17 protein-coding genes are annotated in these 17,111 nt (G+C 39.7%); 3 read left to right on the plus strand and 14 right to left on the minus strand.

Going from position 1 to position 17,111, the window contains the following annotated elements; genetic code table 11:
- The first annotated feature begins 14 nt into the window (after nucleotides 1-14).
- Both proC and ABE099_RS08185 read left to right on the plus strand, forming a co-directional pair.
- On the plus strand, nucleotides 15-860 hold the full coding sequence (gene proC, locus ABE099_RS08180; protein ID WP_430030534.1) for a pyrroline-5-carboxylate reductase: 846 nt from the start codon (nucleotides 15-17) through the stop codon (nucleotides 858-860).
- A gap of 90 nt (nucleotides 861-950) precedes the next feature.
- Complete coding sequence (locus ABE099_RS08185) at nucleotides 951-1,658, plus strand: class II aldolase/adducin family protein (RefSeq protein WP_430029166.1); 708 nt, start codon at nucleotides 951-953, stop codon at nucleotides 1,656-1,658.
- 40 nt (nucleotides 1,659-1,698) lie between these two features.
- Here ABE099_RS08185 and ABE099_RS08190 read toward each other — a convergent pair whose 3' ends face one another.
- From ABE099_RS08190 to ABE099_RS08205, 4 genes are all read right to left on the minus strand, one after another.
- Complete coding sequence (locus tag ABE099_RS08190; protein ID WP_342453982.1) at nucleotides 1,699-2,565, minus strand: ATP-grasp domain-containing protein; 867 nt, start codon at nucleotides 2,563-2,565, stop codon at nucleotides 1,699-1,701.
- Nucleotides 2,566-2,698: 133 nt separating this feature from the next.
- Nucleotides 2,699-2,938 carry a hypothetical protein gene (locus ABE099_RS08195; RefSeq protein ID WP_210090837.1) on the minus strand — a complete coding sequence of 80 codons (240 nt, stop codon included), beginning with the start codon at nucleotides 2,936-2,938 and terminating at the stop codon, nucleotides 2,699-2,701.
- Nucleotides 2,939-3,182: 244 nt separating this feature from the next.
- Nucleotides 3,183-3,371 carry a hypothetical protein gene (locus ABE099_RS08200; protein ID WP_430029168.1) on the minus strand — a complete coding sequence of 63 codons (189 nt, stop codon included), beginning with the start codon at nucleotides 3,369-3,371 and terminating at the stop codon, nucleotides 3,183-3,185.
- Nucleotides 3,364-3,762: a BlaI/MecI/CopY family transcriptional regulator gene (locus ABE099_RS08205; RefSeq protein ID WP_430029170.1), complete on the minus strand. Its 399-nt coding sequence runs from the start codon at nucleotides 3,760-3,762 to the stop codon at nucleotides 3,364-3,366. The genes ABE099_RS08200 and ABE099_RS08205 overlap by 8 nt, the downstream gene beginning before the upstream one ends.
- Nucleotides 3,763-3,959: 197 nt before the next feature.
- Between ABE099_RS08205 and ABE099_RS08210 the strand changes: the two genes are divergently transcribed.
- On the plus strand, nucleotides 3,960-4,736 hold the full coding sequence (locus ABE099_RS08210) for a class I SAM-dependent methyltransferase (RefSeq protein ID WP_430029172.1): 777 nt from the start codon (nucleotides 3,960-3,962) through the stop codon (nucleotides 4,734-4,736).
- Between the two features lie 127 nt (nucleotides 4,737-4,863).
- Here the strand turns inward: ABE099_RS08210 and ABE099_RS08215 are convergent, their stop codons facing one another.
- The 10 genes from ABE099_RS08215 to dinG form a co-directional block, all read right to left on the minus strand.
- The gene (locus ABE099_RS08215; RefSeq protein WP_430029174.1) at nucleotides 4,864-5,580 is read right to left on the minus strand and encodes a DnaD domain-containing protein; all 717 of its coding nucleotides are present in this window, start codon (nucleotides 5,578-5,580) and stop codon (nucleotides 4,864-4,866) included.
- A 51-nt stretch (nucleotides 5,581-5,631) separates the two neighbouring features.
- Nucleotides 5,632-6,927 (minus strand): asparagine--tRNA ligase, encoded by a 1,296-nt coding sequence (gene asnS / locus ABE099_RS08220; protein ID WP_430029176.1) that lies wholly within the window; start codon nucleotides 6,925-6,927, stop codon nucleotides 5,632-5,634.
- Between the two features lie 34 nt (nucleotides 6,928-6,961).
- Nucleotides 6,962-8,170, minus strand: a complete 1,209-nt coding sequence (locus ABE099_RS08225) for an acetate kinase (RefSeq protein ID WP_430029178.1) — start codon at nucleotides 8,168-8,170, stop codon at nucleotides 6,962-6,964.
- Entirely contained in the window at nucleotides 8,167-9,039 is an 873-nt protein-coding gene (locus ABE099_RS08230; protein ID WP_430029180.1) for a 3-hydroxyacyl-CoA dehydrogenase family protein, read from the minus strand. The genes ABE099_RS08225 and ABE099_RS08230 overlap by 4 nt, the downstream gene beginning before the upstream one ends.
- A gap of 134 nt (nucleotides 9,040-9,173) precedes the next feature.
- Nucleotides 9,174-10,679, minus strand: coding sequence for an AAA family ATPase (locus ABE099_RS08235; protein WP_430029182.1), 1,506 nt, complete (start codon nucleotides 10,677-10,679; stop codon nucleotides 9,174-9,176).
- Nucleotides 10,672-11,205, minus strand: a complete 534-nt coding sequence (locus ABE099_RS08240; RefSeq protein ID WP_430029184.1) for a hypothetical protein — start codon at nucleotides 11,203-11,205, stop codon at nucleotides 10,672-10,674. Before ABE099_RS08240 ends, ABE099_RS08235 begins: the two co-directional genes overlap by 8 nt.
- A gap of 454 nt (nucleotides 11,206-11,659) precedes the next feature.
- Nucleotides 11,660-12,145, minus strand: a complete 486-nt coding sequence (locus ABE099_RS08245; protein WP_430029186.1) for a DUF5590 domain-containing protein — start codon at nucleotides 12,143-12,145, stop codon at nucleotides 11,660-11,662.
- A 34-nt stretch (nucleotides 12,146-12,179) separates the two neighbouring features.
- Nucleotides 12,180-13,472, minus strand: a complete 1,293-nt coding sequence (locus ABE099_RS08250) for an amidohydrolase (RefSeq protein WP_430029188.1) — start codon at nucleotides 13,470-13,472, stop codon at nucleotides 12,180-12,182.
- Nucleotides 13,462-14,118: a redox-sensing transcriptional repressor Rex gene (locus ABE099_RS08255; RefSeq protein WP_430029190.1), complete on the minus strand. Its 657-nt coding sequence runs from the start codon at nucleotides 14,116-14,118 to the stop codon at nucleotides 13,462-13,464. Before ABE099_RS08255 ends, ABE099_RS08250 begins: the two co-directional genes overlap by 11 nt.
- 44 nt (nucleotides 14,119-14,162) lie before the next feature.
- Nucleotides 14,163-17,021, minus strand: a complete 2,859-nt coding sequence (gene dinG, locus ABE099_RS08260; RefSeq protein WP_430029192.1) for an ATP-dependent DNA helicase DinG — start codon at nucleotides 17,019-17,021, stop codon at nucleotides 14,163-14,165.
- Nucleotides 17,022-17,111: the final 90 nt, after the last annotated feature.

The raw sequence follows: 17,111 nt of genomic DNA on the forward strand, positions 1-17,111 counted from the left end.
AAGTAAATGTAGTAATGAATACGTCACCCACCATCTGCTTTTATGGTGCGGGCTCGATGGCAGAAGCCATCGTCCGTGGTCTTATTCATAATCAAGTGGTTGGGGCAGGGCAAATTTCAATGCTCAATCGTACTAATGAGGCTCGATTAAATGAACTTCAGCAAAAATATGGTTTACAGGTTGGATATGAAGAGCAAACCAAGCATAAGCTGTTAAAAGAAGCAAATATCGTTGTGCTTGCGATGAAACCAAAGGATGCGGGTAACGCCATTAAAGCGGTTGCCCCTCTACTTCATGCTGGACAAACCATCGTTTCACTCATTGCAGGTTTATCGATCGCGACGATTCAAGCATTACTAGGACAATCACTACCGATTGCACGTACGATGCCAAATACATCAAGCTCAATTGGCCTTGGTGCAACTGGCTTATCTTTTTCCGATGAAGTTAATGAACATGCAGCCGAGCAGATATTAGCAATTTTTCAAGCTGTAGGTATGGTAACTGTGATCCCAGAGGAAAAGCTAGACATCTTAACAGGGATATCTGGCAGTGGCCCTGCTTATATTTATTATATGATGGAAGCCATGATGGCAGCGGGGATCGAAGGTGGTTTATCTCCAGAGCAAGCGAGGCAATTGACCGTTCAGACAGTTAAAGGCGCTGCTGAAATGATGTTGCATACAGGCGAAGATCCTGCCAAGCTACGGAAGGATATTACTTCGCCAAATGGCTCAACTCAAGCTGCACTTGCAGTATTAGATCAAGGTGATTTTACAAATACCGTTAAGGCTGCGGTTCATCGTTGCGCAGAACGTTCGCACGAAATGGGCGAGGCTGTCAAGGCTTCGTTGCTGTAGTGTAGCTATAGTTAGTAAAAATAGATGATTTAAATAAGTTTGCCGAAGTTAATTTAATGATTACACAGAAAAGGAAAGGAGAAGATGGCAATGGATTTTAGTCTCATTCCAACAGCAGAAAAGATAACCGTGTTAAACACGTTGCAGAGCACCTACTATGCCCTGCAACAAAAACATTTTTTTCCCGCAGGCTGTGGTAGCATTTCCATGAGAGTTGGCCCTTATGACCCAACAAGGTACTATTTTGCAATGAATGTGAACACAAAGGAACAAACTCAGTCGGATATCGACTCCTTGTCCTCTGCCTCCTATCCTTTTGAGCCAAACTTTATTTTTATAAACGAAAAAGGCTTACCTTGTGAAGCAACCGAAGTTGCTTCAGGCAAGGAAGCCTCTATTCATGCAAAAATTTATCGTTTAACAGGCTGTACTTCTATTTTGCATATCCATAAGCCACTACATTACGAGATTAGCGACCACTTTCATACGCACTCTTATGTTAGCTTGGAACATAACGAAGTGACGAGATATGCCGAGTTAGGCTTAGGACATGATGACAAACACCTTAATATCCCAATATTCCCTAACCCCTCTCAGCAAGAACCAGCAAATTCTATCATGCTAGCTCAATTCGTTGCGAATACACTTCACCCAGACATCCCCATTTTACTAGGGCATCAGCAGGGCGTATATGTGTGGGGTGATTCGCTTCCCCAAGCGATACGAAGATTAGAAGCCTTTGATTTTGCTTGTGAACTAAAGAGACTTAGCTTATGGTCATCTAAGTCAGTCATCTAAGGATTAATGAAAGTAAGTTAGATATTCAAAACTTCACCATCTAAAAGCGATTTAATCTTACCCGTAAAAAGTTATAAATTTCATCTGCTATATTGACATTACAACATGACTCTAAGCCTTCAAATCCAGGAGAAGAGTTGGCTTCACAAATTTTGTAATGCTCCCCATCAAACAATAAATCAATACCCGCAATATCTAAATTCAGCAGACGTGACGTTTCAAGCGCCAACCACTCTACCTCAGGATTCATCTCAAACGGCTCTACAAAACCGCCTCTTGAATAATTGGCTTTAAAGCTATCATTCCCTGAAGTACGCTTCATCGCTGCAACAGCTCGTCCACCAATCGTTATTACGCGCAAATCCATGCCACGACTAGATTCCACAAACTCCTGAATAATCATCGTTGCATTTTCTTTGTAGGCGTTAATCATTTCTACTAGATCAATAAATTTGGATTTCGTCTCAGCTAAAAATACACCACTACCTTGTGAGCCAGAAATGGTTTTCACCACAGCTGGAAAGCCAAGATGCTTTTCAACTAATTCAACATCCACCTTAGAACGAATTAAAATTGTTTTAGGAACAGGCAGGTTATGCTCGGCTAAAATCTGTAACGTATAAAGCTTGTCCTTTACAGTATCGATGCTTTGTGAGGAGTTAAACGTTCTGACCCCTAATCGTTCAAGATGACGAATCAATGCTAAACCAAAGTAATTCGTACCTGCACCCATACGGGGTAATACAAAATCAGGTAATGGGAGAACTTCACCATCTACAAGCACACTTTTACGATCATCACGGGTTACAATTAATTCAAATTGCTCTGGTGCAAGCACTCTTATTTCAATGTCCTGCTCCTGAGCCACTTCAACAAAGCGATCAATTTCAAACGTTTCCGCCTTCACTTCATTATTTGAAGGTCTATAAATGATCCAGCCGATCAGAGAAACTCCCCCTAATTTGAATTGGTGCTACAAGCTCAGTATATCAGCCCAATATAAATTATGGCTAATTTATTTGTTAAATAAAATAGTTAATTTATGCTGTGGAGCTTTTCTCCATTGCTATTTCATTAGCTGCATGAATTGCTGCTTGCCTTACTTTTGCCCTTTTCTTAACAGGATCAGCAGTAAAAAATTCAGAAATCTGTGCTATATTTAATAAAGCAGTACATGCTGCTGCCTCAGCTCGTCTTTGTTCATGAAGGAGACATAGACATACCTGATAGCAATATACTTGATACTCCTTTAAAATTGTAACCCTATCCTCTAATTTCATCTGACACCATCCTTTTGCTTACCTTAGCACTAGTGGACGTTCCCTTATTAATTGCGGAGACAATTTCATTCATCTGCGCTACTGAGAACTCCATCAATTTTATAACTGTCTGTACGATACAATTCTTGCCCTGGTAACTTCATAGGGCGTACTTTAATCGGTTGTATGTCTTCTCTTTCTGCATAATTTTCTCCAGTACAATCTGAATTAGCTATGTAATCAATTTGTTGATGTGGGTTTTGTTTTACTCCTGACTATTTGGAAAAACAGGCACTACTAACCGCATAAGAACAACTATCCATAATATATGACGTATTGGAGGTGCAAATCGTTTACGAAAAATAAATAAAAATATAAAAATAAATACAATCACGATACTTCCTGCTATCGTAGAACTGATAAACCAACTAAAGGTATCATATAATTTATTCATTATTTGTTTGATCCATCTTCTTCTGCTTTTCCTGTAATATTTTTTGCAGCTTCTCAATTTCATTTTGGGATAAATCTACTTCCTCAATAAAATTGGCTACCAACTTGTTAGACCTGCCACCAAACACGCGTTTAATAAAAGATTGACTCTCAGTCCACACACATTCCTTTTCAGATAGTAGTGGGTAATAATTATAGCTTCGACCCGTTTTCTCAAAGCCAATAACTCGTTTTTTTAATAATCGATTAATAAATGTTCGAATGGTTTGATCACTCCATCCGTATTCCTTAGGAAGCAAGCCCATAATGTGCTCTGCTGTAATTGGATTTTCTCTCCAAATGATCTTCATTATTTCCCATTCTGATTCAGAAATTTTAGGCATCATATCCATACTGTAACCTCCACCACTCTAACAAAGTTTTATCTTTTACAAATGTAATAGTTCAATCTGAATATTAATATTACAAATGTAAATTCAAAAAGTCAAGTTTCTTCCAGTTAGGGTATACTTGATTCTTCACCTGCACTATAATGAACTTAGTTGAACGACAGTGGAAAAAATAATGCTAGATAAAGGGGGAAATGAATATGGATGAGCGTTTTATTTTTAATGAAGTTGCCGATATTTATGAGAAGTATCGTCCTCAATACGTACCGGTCTTATTCAAAACCTTGATAGAATATGCCAATATTGATGGGGAGTCTCATGCCCTTGAAGTTGGCATTGGCACAGGACAAGCAACACGTCCTATTTTGGAGACAGGCTGTCAAATTACTGCAATCGAGCTCGGGAATAAACTTGCGGATTATTCAAGAAATAAATTTAGTCAATATGCCAATTTAGACATTAAAAATATCCCCTTCGAGGAATACGAAGGAGATCCGGACAGTTTTGATCTTATTTATTCTGCCACTGCATTTCATTGGATTCCTGTAGAGCTTGGATTTCCAAAGCTGTTTAATCTACTCAAACCTGGTGGCGCCATCGCTTTGTTCTGGAACCGTCCCTTCGTAGGTAAAGAGGATGATCCATTACATCAAGCTATCCAGCAAATCTATACAGAATTACGTCCAGATTTTACTTATAAAGTACTTCAGCATGAAACAAAGCGATATGAACAAAGGATTAGTAACATTTTAAACTATGGCTTCACTGATTTAGAATTTCGTCTGCTTCATAATGAGCGACAGTTTAATGCAGAGGAATATATCGCTTTGCTTCAAACCTACTCAGACCATGCCGTGTTGCCAAAGGACATTAAGGGTAAATTTGAAGATAGGGTAAAAGAAGTCATTCTAGCGCATGGGAACGAGTTAAACATATATGATACGATTGAATTTTATTTGGCGAGAAAGCCAAAATAAAAATAAAATTCACAGTCCCTAGAAATAATTCCAATCATCTAATATGTATTTGATACATTTATTAATAAAAAAAGACGTGGGAACAAAATTCCCACGCCTTTTTCAAAAAGCTTTAACCATCTTACCCTTAACCTCTACCCGCTCGGAAGCGTTGTGTATACGCCTTGGCATCCTCGGCAGTTTTAACTCTATTGCGGCTCCACTCTAATAAAATTCGATCGATGTATCGAAAATGAACTTTACCAGCAAAGACAGCCTCTTTTAGAGATAATAAAATCAACTCTTCAGGATAACCATCTTGATCCAACCATCCCGAAATCGTTTCACACTCCATCGGTGTGAGTGGTCTAGCAAATTCCTTCTCAAAAATAGCAAACAAGTTACGAGAAGCTTCTAAATCCTCGTCGATATCATCCTGTAAGTCCTCAGACGTACCAGATTTAAAATTCTTAGAGCTCTGATGTGCAGCCTCACGTTCTTCTGCCATATGTTGTCCTATTTTTTGATACACTCCGGTTAGATTATAACGTTCAGAATGAATTCCCGTTATTGGGTCTTCCATTTCTTCAATCGCAATCCAACCGCTCTGCATAAGATGTCGCAAAGACAAGGACAATTCATCTGACGTCATCCCTGTTACCTGCTCTAATTGTAGGATAGAAGGAAATTCATCACGCTGATTTTGTTTAAAAGCAACCAGTTCCAACAGTAAAACAAGCTCAGACATTTGTAAACCAAGCTTACGATAATGCATAAGCAGCACAGCTGGAACTTGGACAGCTTCCATTTCAAGACCATAGGAAATGCCTTTAGCCCATATTTTCCACGCTTCATTCATAGCCATATCCTTTACCCTCCTTCACGTTAAACCGAAGGTAGAGCTACAAACCAACGGTTATGGATACAAACGGTACAACATACGAGGGAACGCAATTGTTTCACGTACATGGTCAAGTCCACAAATCCACGCCACTGTCCGCTCTAAGCCAAGTCCAAAACCGGAATGTGGAACAGAACCATACTTACGAATATCCATATACCATTGATATGTCTCCATAGACAAGTTATGCTCCTTGAAGCGTTCTTCCATTAATGCTGGATCGTCGATCCGTTGTGATCCACCAATAATTTCACCATAACCCTCTGGTGCAATCATATCCGCACACAATACAACCTCAGGACGCTCAGGATCTGGTTTCATATAAAACGATTTAATTCCTGCTGGATAATGAGTAATAAACACTGGCTTGTCATAACGTTCAGCGATTGCTGTCTCATGAGGCGCACCAAAATCCTCACCCCATGGAATATCAAAGCCCTGTGTATGCAAATATTCAATTGCCTCATCATACGTAATACGAGGGAACGGCGCTTGAATATTTTCTAGCTTACTAATATCTCGTCCAACTGCCTCAAGCTCAGGCTTACAATGAGTAAGCACTGATTGTATAACATGGCTCATGAACTGTTCTTGTACCTCTAGGCTTTCTTCGTGCTCTACAAACGCCATTTCAGGTTCGATCATCCAAAACTCAATAAGGTGTCTGCGGGTTTTGGATTTTTCTGCACGGAACGTTGGGCCAAATGAATACACCTTGCCAAGCGCCATTGCAGCAGCTTCCAGATACAATTGACCACTTTGCGTCAAATACGCATCCTCATCAAAATATTTGGTCTGGAACAAGTTTGTTGTGCCTTCAGCAGTAGTTGGCGTTAAAATTGGTGGGTCTACCAAAGTAAAACCATTTTTATCAAAAAACTCTTGCACAGCAGAGATAATTTGAGCGCGAATAACCATTATAGCACGTTGCTTTGCAGAACGAAGCCATAAATGACGATGATCCATCAGGAAGTCCACACCATGCTCTTTTGGCGTAATCGGATAATTTTCAGTTAAATGAAGCACCTTCACTTCGGTTACAGTCATTTCGTAACCCGAGGCACTACGTGGCTCCTCACGAATAACGCCTGTGACATACATGGAGGATTCCTGTGTCAAGCTTTTTGCAGCATCCCAAGTTTCCTCAGATACTTCACTTTTCACAACAACAGCTTGAATATACCCTGTTCCATCTCTAAGCTGTAAGAACTGGATTTTACCACTGGAACGTTTATTATTTAACCAACTACCGATCACGACAGTTTCCCCGACGTGCTCGTTAACCTGACGGATCACAGTTTTGATCGCCATGCTTTAACCTCTCCTCTAACGATACAAAATTTTATTATTTCTTATTTTCTTGTGCAATGCGAAGTGTATCACGTGCAATGACAAGCTCTTCATTTGTTGGAATAACCAATACTTCAACTTTAGAATTTGGTGTAGAAATACGACGTGGGTCACCAGAACGGATCGCATTTAACTCAGGGTCAATCTCAACGCCAAGGTAAGTTAAGTTTTTACATACTTGTTCGCGAACAAAGGAAGAGTTTTCACCAACACCCGCTGTAAATACGATCACATCAACTCCGTCCATAGCAGCGGCATAAGAACCGATGTATTTACGAAGACGATATTCATACATATCAAAAGCTAGTGTCTCATTAGGTTGTCCTTCTTTTACACCATTTTCGATATCACGCATATCACTACTGCTACCAGAAATAGCAAGTAAACCACTATGCTTATTAAGCATGGAGTTAACTTCACTAATGCTAAGGTCTTCTTTATTCATCACAAAAGTTACGATCGCAGGGTCAATATCACCACTACGTGTCCCCATCATTAAACCTTCTAACGGAGTTAGACCCATTGAGGTATCAATCGATTTACCACCCTTAACAGCAGTAAGACTTGCACCATTACCGATATGACAAGTAATAATTTTCAATTCTTCAATCGGACGGTCCAAGTATTCAGCAGCAGCCTTGCTAACATAGAAATGAGAAGTTCCATGCGCACCATAACGACGAACATGATGCTTTTTGTACAATACTTTTGGTATTGGATACAAATAAGATGTTTCTTCCATCGTTTGATGGAATGCAGTATCAAATGCTGCCACATGGGGCACATTAGGCATATTTTTCTCAGCAGCAGTAATCCCCATAATCGCTGGCGGATTATGTAACGGTGCCAAATCAAATAATCTACGAATTTCGGACTTCACTTCACCCGTAATGAGTGTGGAATCTGTAAATGCTTCCCCACCATGAACAACACGGTGTCCTACAGCATCAATCTCAGAAACAGATTTAAGCACACCATGCTCTTCGTGCGTTAACATATCAATAACTTTACGAATCGCAGTGTTATGCTCTAAAATTTCGCTAACTTCTGTCACTTCTTCTTTACCTGTTGGTTTATGATTCAAAATAGATGAATCCATACCAATACGTTCTACAAGTCCTTTTGCAAGAACTGCCTCCGTTGTCATATCATACAACTGATATTTAAGGGAAGAACTTCCCGCATTAATCACTAAAATTTTCACACTCGTTCACCATCCTTGTTGTATTTAAAGAAGCCTTCACCTGTTTTTACACCGAGATGACCGGCACGTACCATTTTCTTTAATACATAGGATGGACGATATTTAAGCTCGCCAAATTCCCGGAACATGCGCTCTAGTGCAGCAAGTACAGAGTCTAGTCCAAACCGATCAGCCATTTCAAGTGGGCCGTACTGGAATTGATACCCGATACGCATAGATGCATCGATATCTTCTTCTGTTGCTACGCCTTCACCTAATACATGTAATGCTTCGTTAATCATGACACACATAATACGAGACGTTACAAATCCTGGGGATTCGTGAACCATCACGCCACGCTTGTCTAAAAGTTCTTCAACAAATTCCTTTGTCGCTTCAAATGCTTCGTCAGAAGTTTTTAATCCACGAATAATTTCCACGAGATTGATTTTAGCTACAGGGTAAATAAAATGCATCCCGATTACACGTTCAGGGTACTTCGTTGTACCTGCAATTTCAGTCAAGCTTAACGTAGAAGTATTACTTGCAAGTAAAATATTACTTGGGCATACTTGGTCAAGCTGATGGAACACTTCTTGCTTAGCTTGTAAATTTTCAGAAATGGTTTCGATGACCATATCACAAGTTCCAAGCTCTGCAAAATGAGTTACCTTATGAATTTTTGACATAATCAGTTTTTTTTCAGACTTGGTAATCGCCCATTTTTCAAGCTGTTTATCAAGACTGGTTTCGATCATGCTATACGCATGCTCTAGTTTTTCTGGAGTTTCTTCCACAAGTAGTACATCTAAGCCTTTCGCCGCCAACATCTCACTGATGCCTTGGCCCATTGTTCCGCCGCCAATAACACCTATCTTTTTGAAGTTCATTGTTTTAATGTCTCCATCCTTTCGTTTACTACACATTTAATATTGTACTGATTATGTCGAAAGATACATAGTACCCAACATATAATAATATCTTAGCACGAAGAAAAAGTAAAAAAAATTACCGGCACAAATTTTTATGCCGGTAAATTGATACTGTCACTAAATTGACATCGGAATTGCTCTCCAGATAGTCTTTCCTCTCTCATTAACACCTCTAATGACGTTTCAAAGACGATCGCGTGCTCTAACATTTTCCTTTTTGTTCTATCAGCAAGCTGATCTAAAATAAGATTACTTTCCTTTAATAGCACGTCTTGAGGTAACATTTCCATATTAACAATACCTAGGGAGGTCATGCCAGAAGTAATCATCGTATTCACAAGCTTTAATGCCTGTTCAAAGTCATTGCTTGAGCCTGTACTGCGACCACCATAATATATTTCTTCTGCGGCAGCGCCAGCTAAAGCGACGATAATTTGCCCCTCTAAATATTCCTTTGTATACAAATACTTATCGTCCTGAGGGTTATGACGCACATAACCAAGAGCACGTCCTCTAGGACTCAGTACAACTTGATTCACACTGCCTGGTGCCACAATTTCCGCCGCTACTGCATGTCCAAGCTCATGAACAGCAACCCGACGTTTTTCTTCTTCTGTCGACTTTCGATCACTTTGCTCCCCCATCATTACCTTATCAATCGCCATAGATAGATGACGTTGCTCAATATGGGTATTATTTTCACGCATCGCATAAATTGCGGATTCATTCATTACACTTTCAAGCTGTGCACCAGAAAAACCATAACATTCCTCAGCTGCTTTGGCTAAGCTTGTTGCTTCATGTAAAGGCTTGTTAAGTGCATGTAGCTTCAAAATGTGCTCGCGTCCACGCTTATCAGGCAAATCAACCTGAATATGACGGTCAAAGCGTCCTGGACGAAGTAACGCGCTATCCAGCATTTCCTTCCGGTTTGTTGCAGCAATCAGCAAAATACGTGGTGTAGCCACAGAATAAATTCCATCCATTTCAGTGAGCAATTGATTTAACGTTTGATCATATTCACGTTGTCCGCCACCTTCACGCTTGCCACCAATGACATCAATCTCATCAATAAAAATGATTGCACTATCCTTTTTTTCTTGAATTGCTTGCTTACGCGCATCCTTAAACAAATCACGGATACGCCCTGCACCAACCCCAACGTACATTTCCACAAATTCACTTCCCGATGCCGCTACAAAAATAGAGTTTGTGTAATTGGCAGCTGCCTTCGCTAAAAGTGTTTTCCCTGTACCTGGAGGACCTGTGAGTAAAATCCCTTTAATCGGTCTAATACCAAATTTTTCTATCTCATCACGTCTCACCAAAAAGTCGAGCGCTTCTCTTAATTCATTTTTAGCACTTTCTTGTCCACCAATTTCATCGAAGGTAAGCTTAGATGTTGGCTTATTATTTTTATTCCGGCCTTGGGAAGCCCCAATCGCCACCCCACCACCACGCAATTTGTTGACAACATACATCGCAAGTACAAAAACAAGCGCTGCAACAAGTGGAATAATGTTAACGCCAATAAAAGCTAGAAAAACAAGGAGTACTGGTATAACACCAACTAAAATCTCAGGTAACCATTTACGCATTGCTCCACACTCCTATCTTTTGTGGGATACGAGGTAAAATAACGAACTTGCTGTTTTGTCCCTCAATCAGCGTAATATAAACGTTAGTATCATCCATCTGAGCAGCAGCTTTTACATGCTGATTACCTTGTTCAAGTTGTTTCATTGCCTCAGTGATTTGAGTATATTGTTTATTTTCCATCGCTTGCGCAACGGTAAATAATGTCTTTTCCCATAATTGATCTAAACTTTTAGAGGAATGGTTCTTAATATTTAAATTCAGTTTTCGATTTCCAATAATATCTTTACCTTGTTGTTCAATTTGTTTCACAATATCAGCTAAATTTGCCCCTGGCTGAAGCTCAAGCTGAACGTTAACGTCAGAACGATCTACAGTAAATGTGGCGTTCTTTACACCTTCGTGTTGCGTAATAATGTTATTAAAGGGTTGGTTCACAGCATATATACGATAAGCATACCAACCGCCAAATAAAATACAAACGGAGAGAACAATAGTTGCTAAGATCGGAATGATACGTAATTTCATAGTAAGTTTGCCCTCCTTGTGTATATCTTTTTCATACAAAAAAGTATAGCACAAAGTATATACGGGGCGATCAAAAAGTGTGAACTTATTTCAAATTTTAAGCATGTAATTATAACCAATAACTTTGGCATGGCATCTTTCCATTTTAAGATTGACTCCACACGCGGCTTGTCTACCGTTTCTAAAAAAAAGAATGGCATAAAAAAACGAGTCACAATCATATGTGAACTCGTCTTAACTAATGATTCAATCTTGAAATCAGTGCTTGACCGCTGATCCAAACTAGCGAAGAGACAGAGAGATTCTGAAGATTGTCTCTTAAAATCAAATTCCATCCATAAATATAATTCAATAAAAAGAATATGATTTTAACAACAATCGTAAGAACTCTCTGGAGCGTAGCTACTGTCAAGCACTAATTTTTAATAAAGCCACCTAATTTCTTAAAATATTATTATCGATTAGGCAATGTGTATTCGTCTGCTAATGCTTTCCCAGAGTTAAAGTCATAGAAGCGATAAATATAATGTTCTTTTTGCTTATAAAATAGTTGCCACACTAAGGTATCGTTATAAATGCCAGGGACTAACCGTTTTATTTTTGCGTTAGGCAACTCTTGATTGATGATCGCAGTGATCTCCTCTTCGGACATGCCCTCAGACAATAGCCTTTTTTGAGGTTCCTTCCCATCCTCCAACCATACCATCATACCTTGTCCTTGGTCATTAGACCCTTGAACCACCCATACGACTTTATCCCAAACTGATTTCCATACCTTATCAGCTAGAACTAGGTTACTTTCCTGTTTGGCTTTTTCAATTGCTGCAGCCTCGCCACCCCATTTATCTTGCTGAACGTATACATAAAATCGCTGTAAACCAAACAGGACAAGCAGCAAAATGAGAATAGACAGCAATATCCATTTCGTTCTACTCTTCAAAGCCTATTTTTCCTCCCTAAGCTGTAGGATGATATTAGCTTATACGTTTTAAAGCCGCCTCAGCCTCATAGCAAATTTTCTCCTCATCCATTGTGAGACATTCCTTATGTCTGACTAATTGAACGCCATTTACCCATACATGCTCTACATCCTGTGCACCTGCTGAATAAATAAGATGGGATAAGAGATCACTTTTAGGAACAAAATGAGCTTGCTGTAGTGAAAGGGCAATAAAATCCGCTTTTTTTCCCGCATTTAGGCTACCGATATGGGCTAGACCTAACGCTTTTGCACCATATTCAGTCCCCATCTTTAGTGCTTCTATCGCAGGTACTGCAGTCGGATCCCCACTAACTCCTTTATGAATTAGAGCAGCCAAGTTCATTTCCTCAAACATATCTAAATTATTGTTGCTTGCTGCACTATCCGTACCAAGGGATACATTAACCCCCGCTTCTAGCAACTGTACAACAGGAGCGATACCACTTGCCAATTTTAGATTACTTCCTGGATTGTGAGCAACACTAACCTTATGTTCAGCTAAAAGCTGTATCTCTTCGCTATTCACATGTACCCCGTGCGCAACTAATGCTGGCCTTGAGAAAAAACCAAGTTGCTGCAAATGCTCAGCAGGAGCGACTCCATAATCCTTAATACATTGCTGAACCTCTAGCCTTGTCTCAGACATATGTGTATGTAGTGAAACATTCAGATCATGAGCAGCTTCCACAAATTTTTGGATCAAAGCAGGAGGACAGGTGTAAGGTGAATGTGGTGATAACATTGTAGTTATCCGACCATCTGCTGCATGATTCCACTCTTTAGCAAAAGAAACTGCACCCGCAAGCTTATCTAACTGTTCTTGCTCCGAGCATAACCCAAGTACCCCTCTAGTTAAAACTGCACGAATTCCTGCCTGCTCAACAAGTCTAGCTACCTCATCCATGTAAATATACATATCTAAAAAAGTAGTTGTTCCACCTTTAATCATTTCAAGGATAGATAATGCTGCCCCTGCAGATATCTCTTGCTCACTAAATTTTGCTTCCATTGGCCATATTTTTTGTTGTAGCCAAACTTGAAGAGTAACATCATCACTCAACCCACGCAATAACGACATTGGTGAATGACCATGTGTATTTATTAAGCCAGGCATAAATAATAAGCCTGAACCATCCATAATTTGAATATCCTCTTCAACCTGAGGTCGAATTTCCCCCACATATTGAATCAGGTCATCTTGGATTAACATATAGCCTTTCATAATTGGAGAGGTCTGATCTAAAACTAGAAATGTCCCATTTTCAATCAACCACTTATGACTCATGTGACGCCACTTCTTTATCGTCTTTATCTTCTAAATAATAAGCTAAGCTTAACAAATCCGTCGTGAAATCGGCGTTATGCACCCGAATGTCAGGAGGTGTTTTTAAAATGACAGGGGCAAAATTTAAAATTGCACGTATTCCCGCAGAAATCAATTCATCTGCGACACGTTGTGCTTCAGAACCGGGAACAGTGATAATACCTATTTTTACATTATTTTTTATAATTGTATCCGTTAATTGATCAATCGGCTGCACAACAATATTATTAATAGATGTACCGATTTTACCTTCATACGTATCAAAAACAGCTACAATTTTCATGTTGTCTTTCAAATAAGCATTATAGTTAGACAAGGCTTGACCTAAATTACCAGCACCAATTAACGCAACATTGATCTGTTGATCAAGATTTAGTATATATCTAATTTTTTCGATTAAGTAGGAAACATCATAGCCAATCCCTTTACGCCCAAAGTCTCCGAAATAAGCTAAATCTTTCCGAATCTGTGCTGGATTTAAATCTAATTTTTGTCCCAATTCTTGTGAAGATACAGTTAACACTTCCTGCATGGTGAGTTGATTAAGGAAGCGTAGGTACACAGGCAATCTACGCACCACTGCATCTGAAATTTTCTCCGATTTCATTTTGTTACCTCCAAAATCAATATCAATATGGTTTTTCTCTTTTCCTACTCTTGCTCCATTTCAAGCCACTGAGAAATACGTGGTGTCATTTGCGACAATGGCATATGCTCCATCTTGGGCCCTGGCAAGGAATACAAGAAATGTTTCCCATAATAGGATTCCAAAATACGCGTATCGTACACAATTACAATTCCACGATCCTGTGATGAACGAACTAAACGTCCAAAACCTTGCTTAAACCGAATAACAGCTTGAGGCACAGATAATTTCATGAATGGATTTTTTTTCTCTCTCTTTAATCGTTCACTTTTAGCTTCAACCATAGGATGGTTAGGTGGCTGAAACGGGAGACGAACGATAGCAAGGCTTGTTAATGCCTCCCCTGGAATATCCACACCTTCCCAGAAGCTATTAGTTCCTAACAATACAGATGCTGCATCATGCTGGAATCTGCGTGTCAGCTTATTGCGACTGCCGTTGTCCATACCTTGTCCAAGCACCGTAATTCCTTCATTTGCTAGACGTTCCTTTAATGGATCATACACCTGTCTTAACATCCGGTAAGAGGTAAACAGGACCAGCATTCGTCCTTTTGTTGCAACAGCCGCATCCGCTAAGGAGGTGACAAGGGTATTAATAAAATGGCCATCCCCAATGCTTCCCTTAAGACTTGGAAAATCTCGAGGGATGACAAGCAGTGACTGGTCTCGATAATTAAATGGCGATGGTAACATTGACTGTAATAAGCGTTGATCCTCCTGCGATTGCTCTAGACCTAGCTGCTCAATCATATACTGAAATGATTTATCCACAGACAACGTTGCAGAGGTCATAACGACACTTTTCTTTTTGTCAAAAAAGAATGCCTTTAACTGCTCGCTCACATCAATCGGTACCGCAAAGATTTGCAGGGAACGACCACGATAATTCCCATTAGCCTCCATCCAATATACGATGTCCTCATTATCAAGCTTAATAAAGGTGCGAAGACCATCTCGTTGATTAGCCATATCCTTAACTAAACCACTAATGTCTGTCACCAATGCCTCAATCGCATAATCATCAACCGCGTCCCTAATTTGTGCAAGCATCTTTTCACCTTTACGGACAACATCGCCCATCGTGACATAAATGCTGTTTTCTAGGGCGACAATCTCCTCCCAGTTATCAGGTCTATTGTGGCTCAAAAGACGCAATACGAACTGCCCAGGATCGCCTGGTGCCGCATCATTACGCTCAGGCATGAGTCCAAACAGCATATCGCTTAAACGATCCCAGCTTTCCTTCACATCTAGCAAATCATGGTACATATCGTCCATCACTCTAATCCATTCATTGCTGTTCTCATAGTGAGAAGATTGTAGTAGTCCCATTAAGCTTGGAAGTTGACCTGTTTTACTATCTTTAAACAATCTCATCAGAGTATGCACGATTGTAAAGTATTTCATCTGTAAACCAAGATGCTTCCCAGCAACATCCTCTAGATGGTGAGCTTCATCAACAACAAGTCGCTCATAAGTCGGCAACAGCTGATGACCTGCTTGAATGTCAGTAAACAATTTAGAATGGTTCGTAATGACTACATCTGCAATACCTGCTTCATGCTTAGCACGATGATAGTAGCATTTACGGAACCATGGACAGGCACGTCCTAAACAGGAATCAGATTCACTTGCAACTGTTTCCCAGAAGTCAACACCGCGATTACCCATATTTAATTCTTCATCATCCCCTGATTCGGTTCTTGCTAACCATACAATCATCTGGGCTGCGATCAATACATCATCCTTAGGCGCAACAAAGTCTCTTCTATTTATTTTATGTTCAAATTTTCTCAAACACAAATAATGTTGTCTTCCTTTAAAAATTGCTGCTCGAAATGGAAAAGGAACAACTTTGGATAATAAAGGTACATCACGCTCTCTAAGCTGTTCTTGAAGGTTGATCGTATGTGTACTAATCATTACCTTCTCATCACTTTTTACACTTTGGTAAATAGAAGGAAGTAAGTACCCTAATGATTTTCCCGTACCAGTCCCTGCCTCGATAAGTAAATGCTTATCGTCTTCGAATGCCTCATTTACCTTATCAAGCATAAGGGTTTGTGCTTCCCGTTGCTCATACCCAGGCAAGGCTTCCTTTAAAGAAGCTGTGACCTGCTCCATAAATTGCTCAAAGCTTACCTCTGCTAAAGGATTTTGCTCCATCAGTGCGCGAGGAGGCTCAATATCCATCCAATCCTGCACCTTGAGTGCAAATTGTCTATAATACGTATAACGTGTATCCTCTTCTTGAACGCTTTCCTGCTCTCTTTGTGTGAGCACCGCTTCAAAAAACCATCCCAAGTCACTATCATCCGCAAATAGATCACATAACCTTTGAATGGTTAGCAGTGGAAGATCATTAATTTCCTCTAAGCATTTGATAAAAATAAGAGCCGTCGCAAGCGCATCACTATCTGCTTGATGTGGACGGTCATGCTGCACTTCAAATTGCTTTGATACCATACCAAGCTGATATGACGTTAAAGATGGAAATAAAATTTTCAGAAAATCCATCGTATCCAGAATTCTCCCTGTAAAAGGAAGATAACCTGTCTTTTCAAGACCATTTTGTAAAAAGTTAAAGTCAAAAGCGACATTATGTCCCACAAGAATAACATCGTTTAACAAAGGAACCATTTGCATCATGACATCATCAAGCTCAGGAGCATCCAACACATCATCTTCTGTAATTCCGGTCAACCCTGTTATAAAGGGGGGAATTGCAACACTTGGCTTCACATAAGAACGATATACCTGGGATACGGTGGAATCATGATCTATAATAGCAAGCCCAACCTGAATGATCTCATCTGTGGACTGGTTACCTGTTGTTTCAAAATCCAATACCGCATATTTCATTACATTTTAAGTCCCTTTCATTCCATTTCTATTATCAGCATAACAGAAGATGACCTTCTTGAAAATAACTTGTAAAAATGCGCCTTGAAG

This window comes from Paenibacillus turicensis (genome assembly GCF_050461185.1).
Taxonomy (GTDB): domain Bacteria; phylum Bacillota; class Bacilli; order Paenibacillales; family Paenibacillaceae; genus Fontibacillus; species Fontibacillus turicensis_A.

What these genes read in the sequence shown, in the direction of transcription:
- proC (WP_430030534.1), top strand. Translation starts at nt 15, where the DNA reads ATGAATACGTCACCCACCATCTGCTTTTATGGTGCGGGCTCGATGGCA.
- ABE099_RS08185 (WP_430029166.1), top strand. Translation starts at nt 951, where the DNA reads ATGGATTTTAGTCTCATTCCAACAGCAGAAAAGATAACCGTGTTAAAC.
- ABE099_RS08195 (WP_210090837.1), bottom strand. Translation starts at nt 2,938, where the DNA reads ATGAAATTAGAGGATAGGGTTACAATTTTAAAGGAGTATCAAGTATAT.
- ABE099_RS08200 (WP_430029168.1), bottom strand. Translation starts at nt 3,371, where the DNA reads ATGAATAAATTATATGATACCTTTAGTTGGTTTATCAGTTCTACGATA.
- ABE099_RS08205 (WP_430029170.1), bottom strand. Translation starts at nt 3,762, where the DNA reads ATGGATATGATGCCTAAAATTTCTGAATCAGAATGGGAAATAATGAAG.
- ABE099_RS08210 (WP_430029172.1), top strand. Translation starts at nt 3,960, where the DNA reads ATGGATGAGCGTTTTATTTTTAATGAAGTTGCCGATATTTATGAGAAG.
- ABE099_RS08215 (WP_430029174.1), bottom strand. Translation starts at nt 5,580, where the DNA reads ATGGCTATGAATGAAGCGTGGAAAATATGGGCTAAAGGCATTTCCTAT.
- asnS (WP_430029176.1), bottom strand. Translation starts at nt 6,927, where the DNA reads ATGGCGATCAAAACTGTGATCCGTCAGGTTAACGAGCACGTCGGGGAA.
- ABE099_RS08230 (WP_430029180.1), bottom strand. Translation starts at nt 9,039, where the DNA reads ATGAACTTCAAAAAGATAGGTGTTATTGGCGGCGGAACAATGGGCCAA.
- ABE099_RS08235 (WP_430029182.1), bottom strand. Translation starts at nt 10,679, where the DNA reads ATGCGTAAATGGTTACCTGAGATTTTAGTTGGTGTTATACCAGTACTC.
- ABE099_RS08240 (WP_430029184.1), bottom strand. Translation starts at nt 11,205, where the DNA reads ATGAAATTACGTATCATTCCGATCTTAGCAACTATTGTTCTCTCCGTT.
- ABE099_RS08250 (WP_430029188.1), bottom strand. Translation starts at nt 13,472, where the DNA reads ATGAGTCATAAGTGGTTGATTGAAAATGGGACATTTCTAGTTTTAGAT.
- ABE099_RS08255 (WP_430029190.1), bottom strand. Translation starts at nt 14,118, where the DNA reads ATGAAATCGGAGAAAATTTCAGATGCAGTGGTGCGTAGATTGCCTGTG.
- dinG (WP_430029192.1), bottom strand. Translation starts at nt 17,021, where the DNA reads ATGAAATATGCGGTATTGGATTTTGAAACAACAGGTAACCAGTCCACA.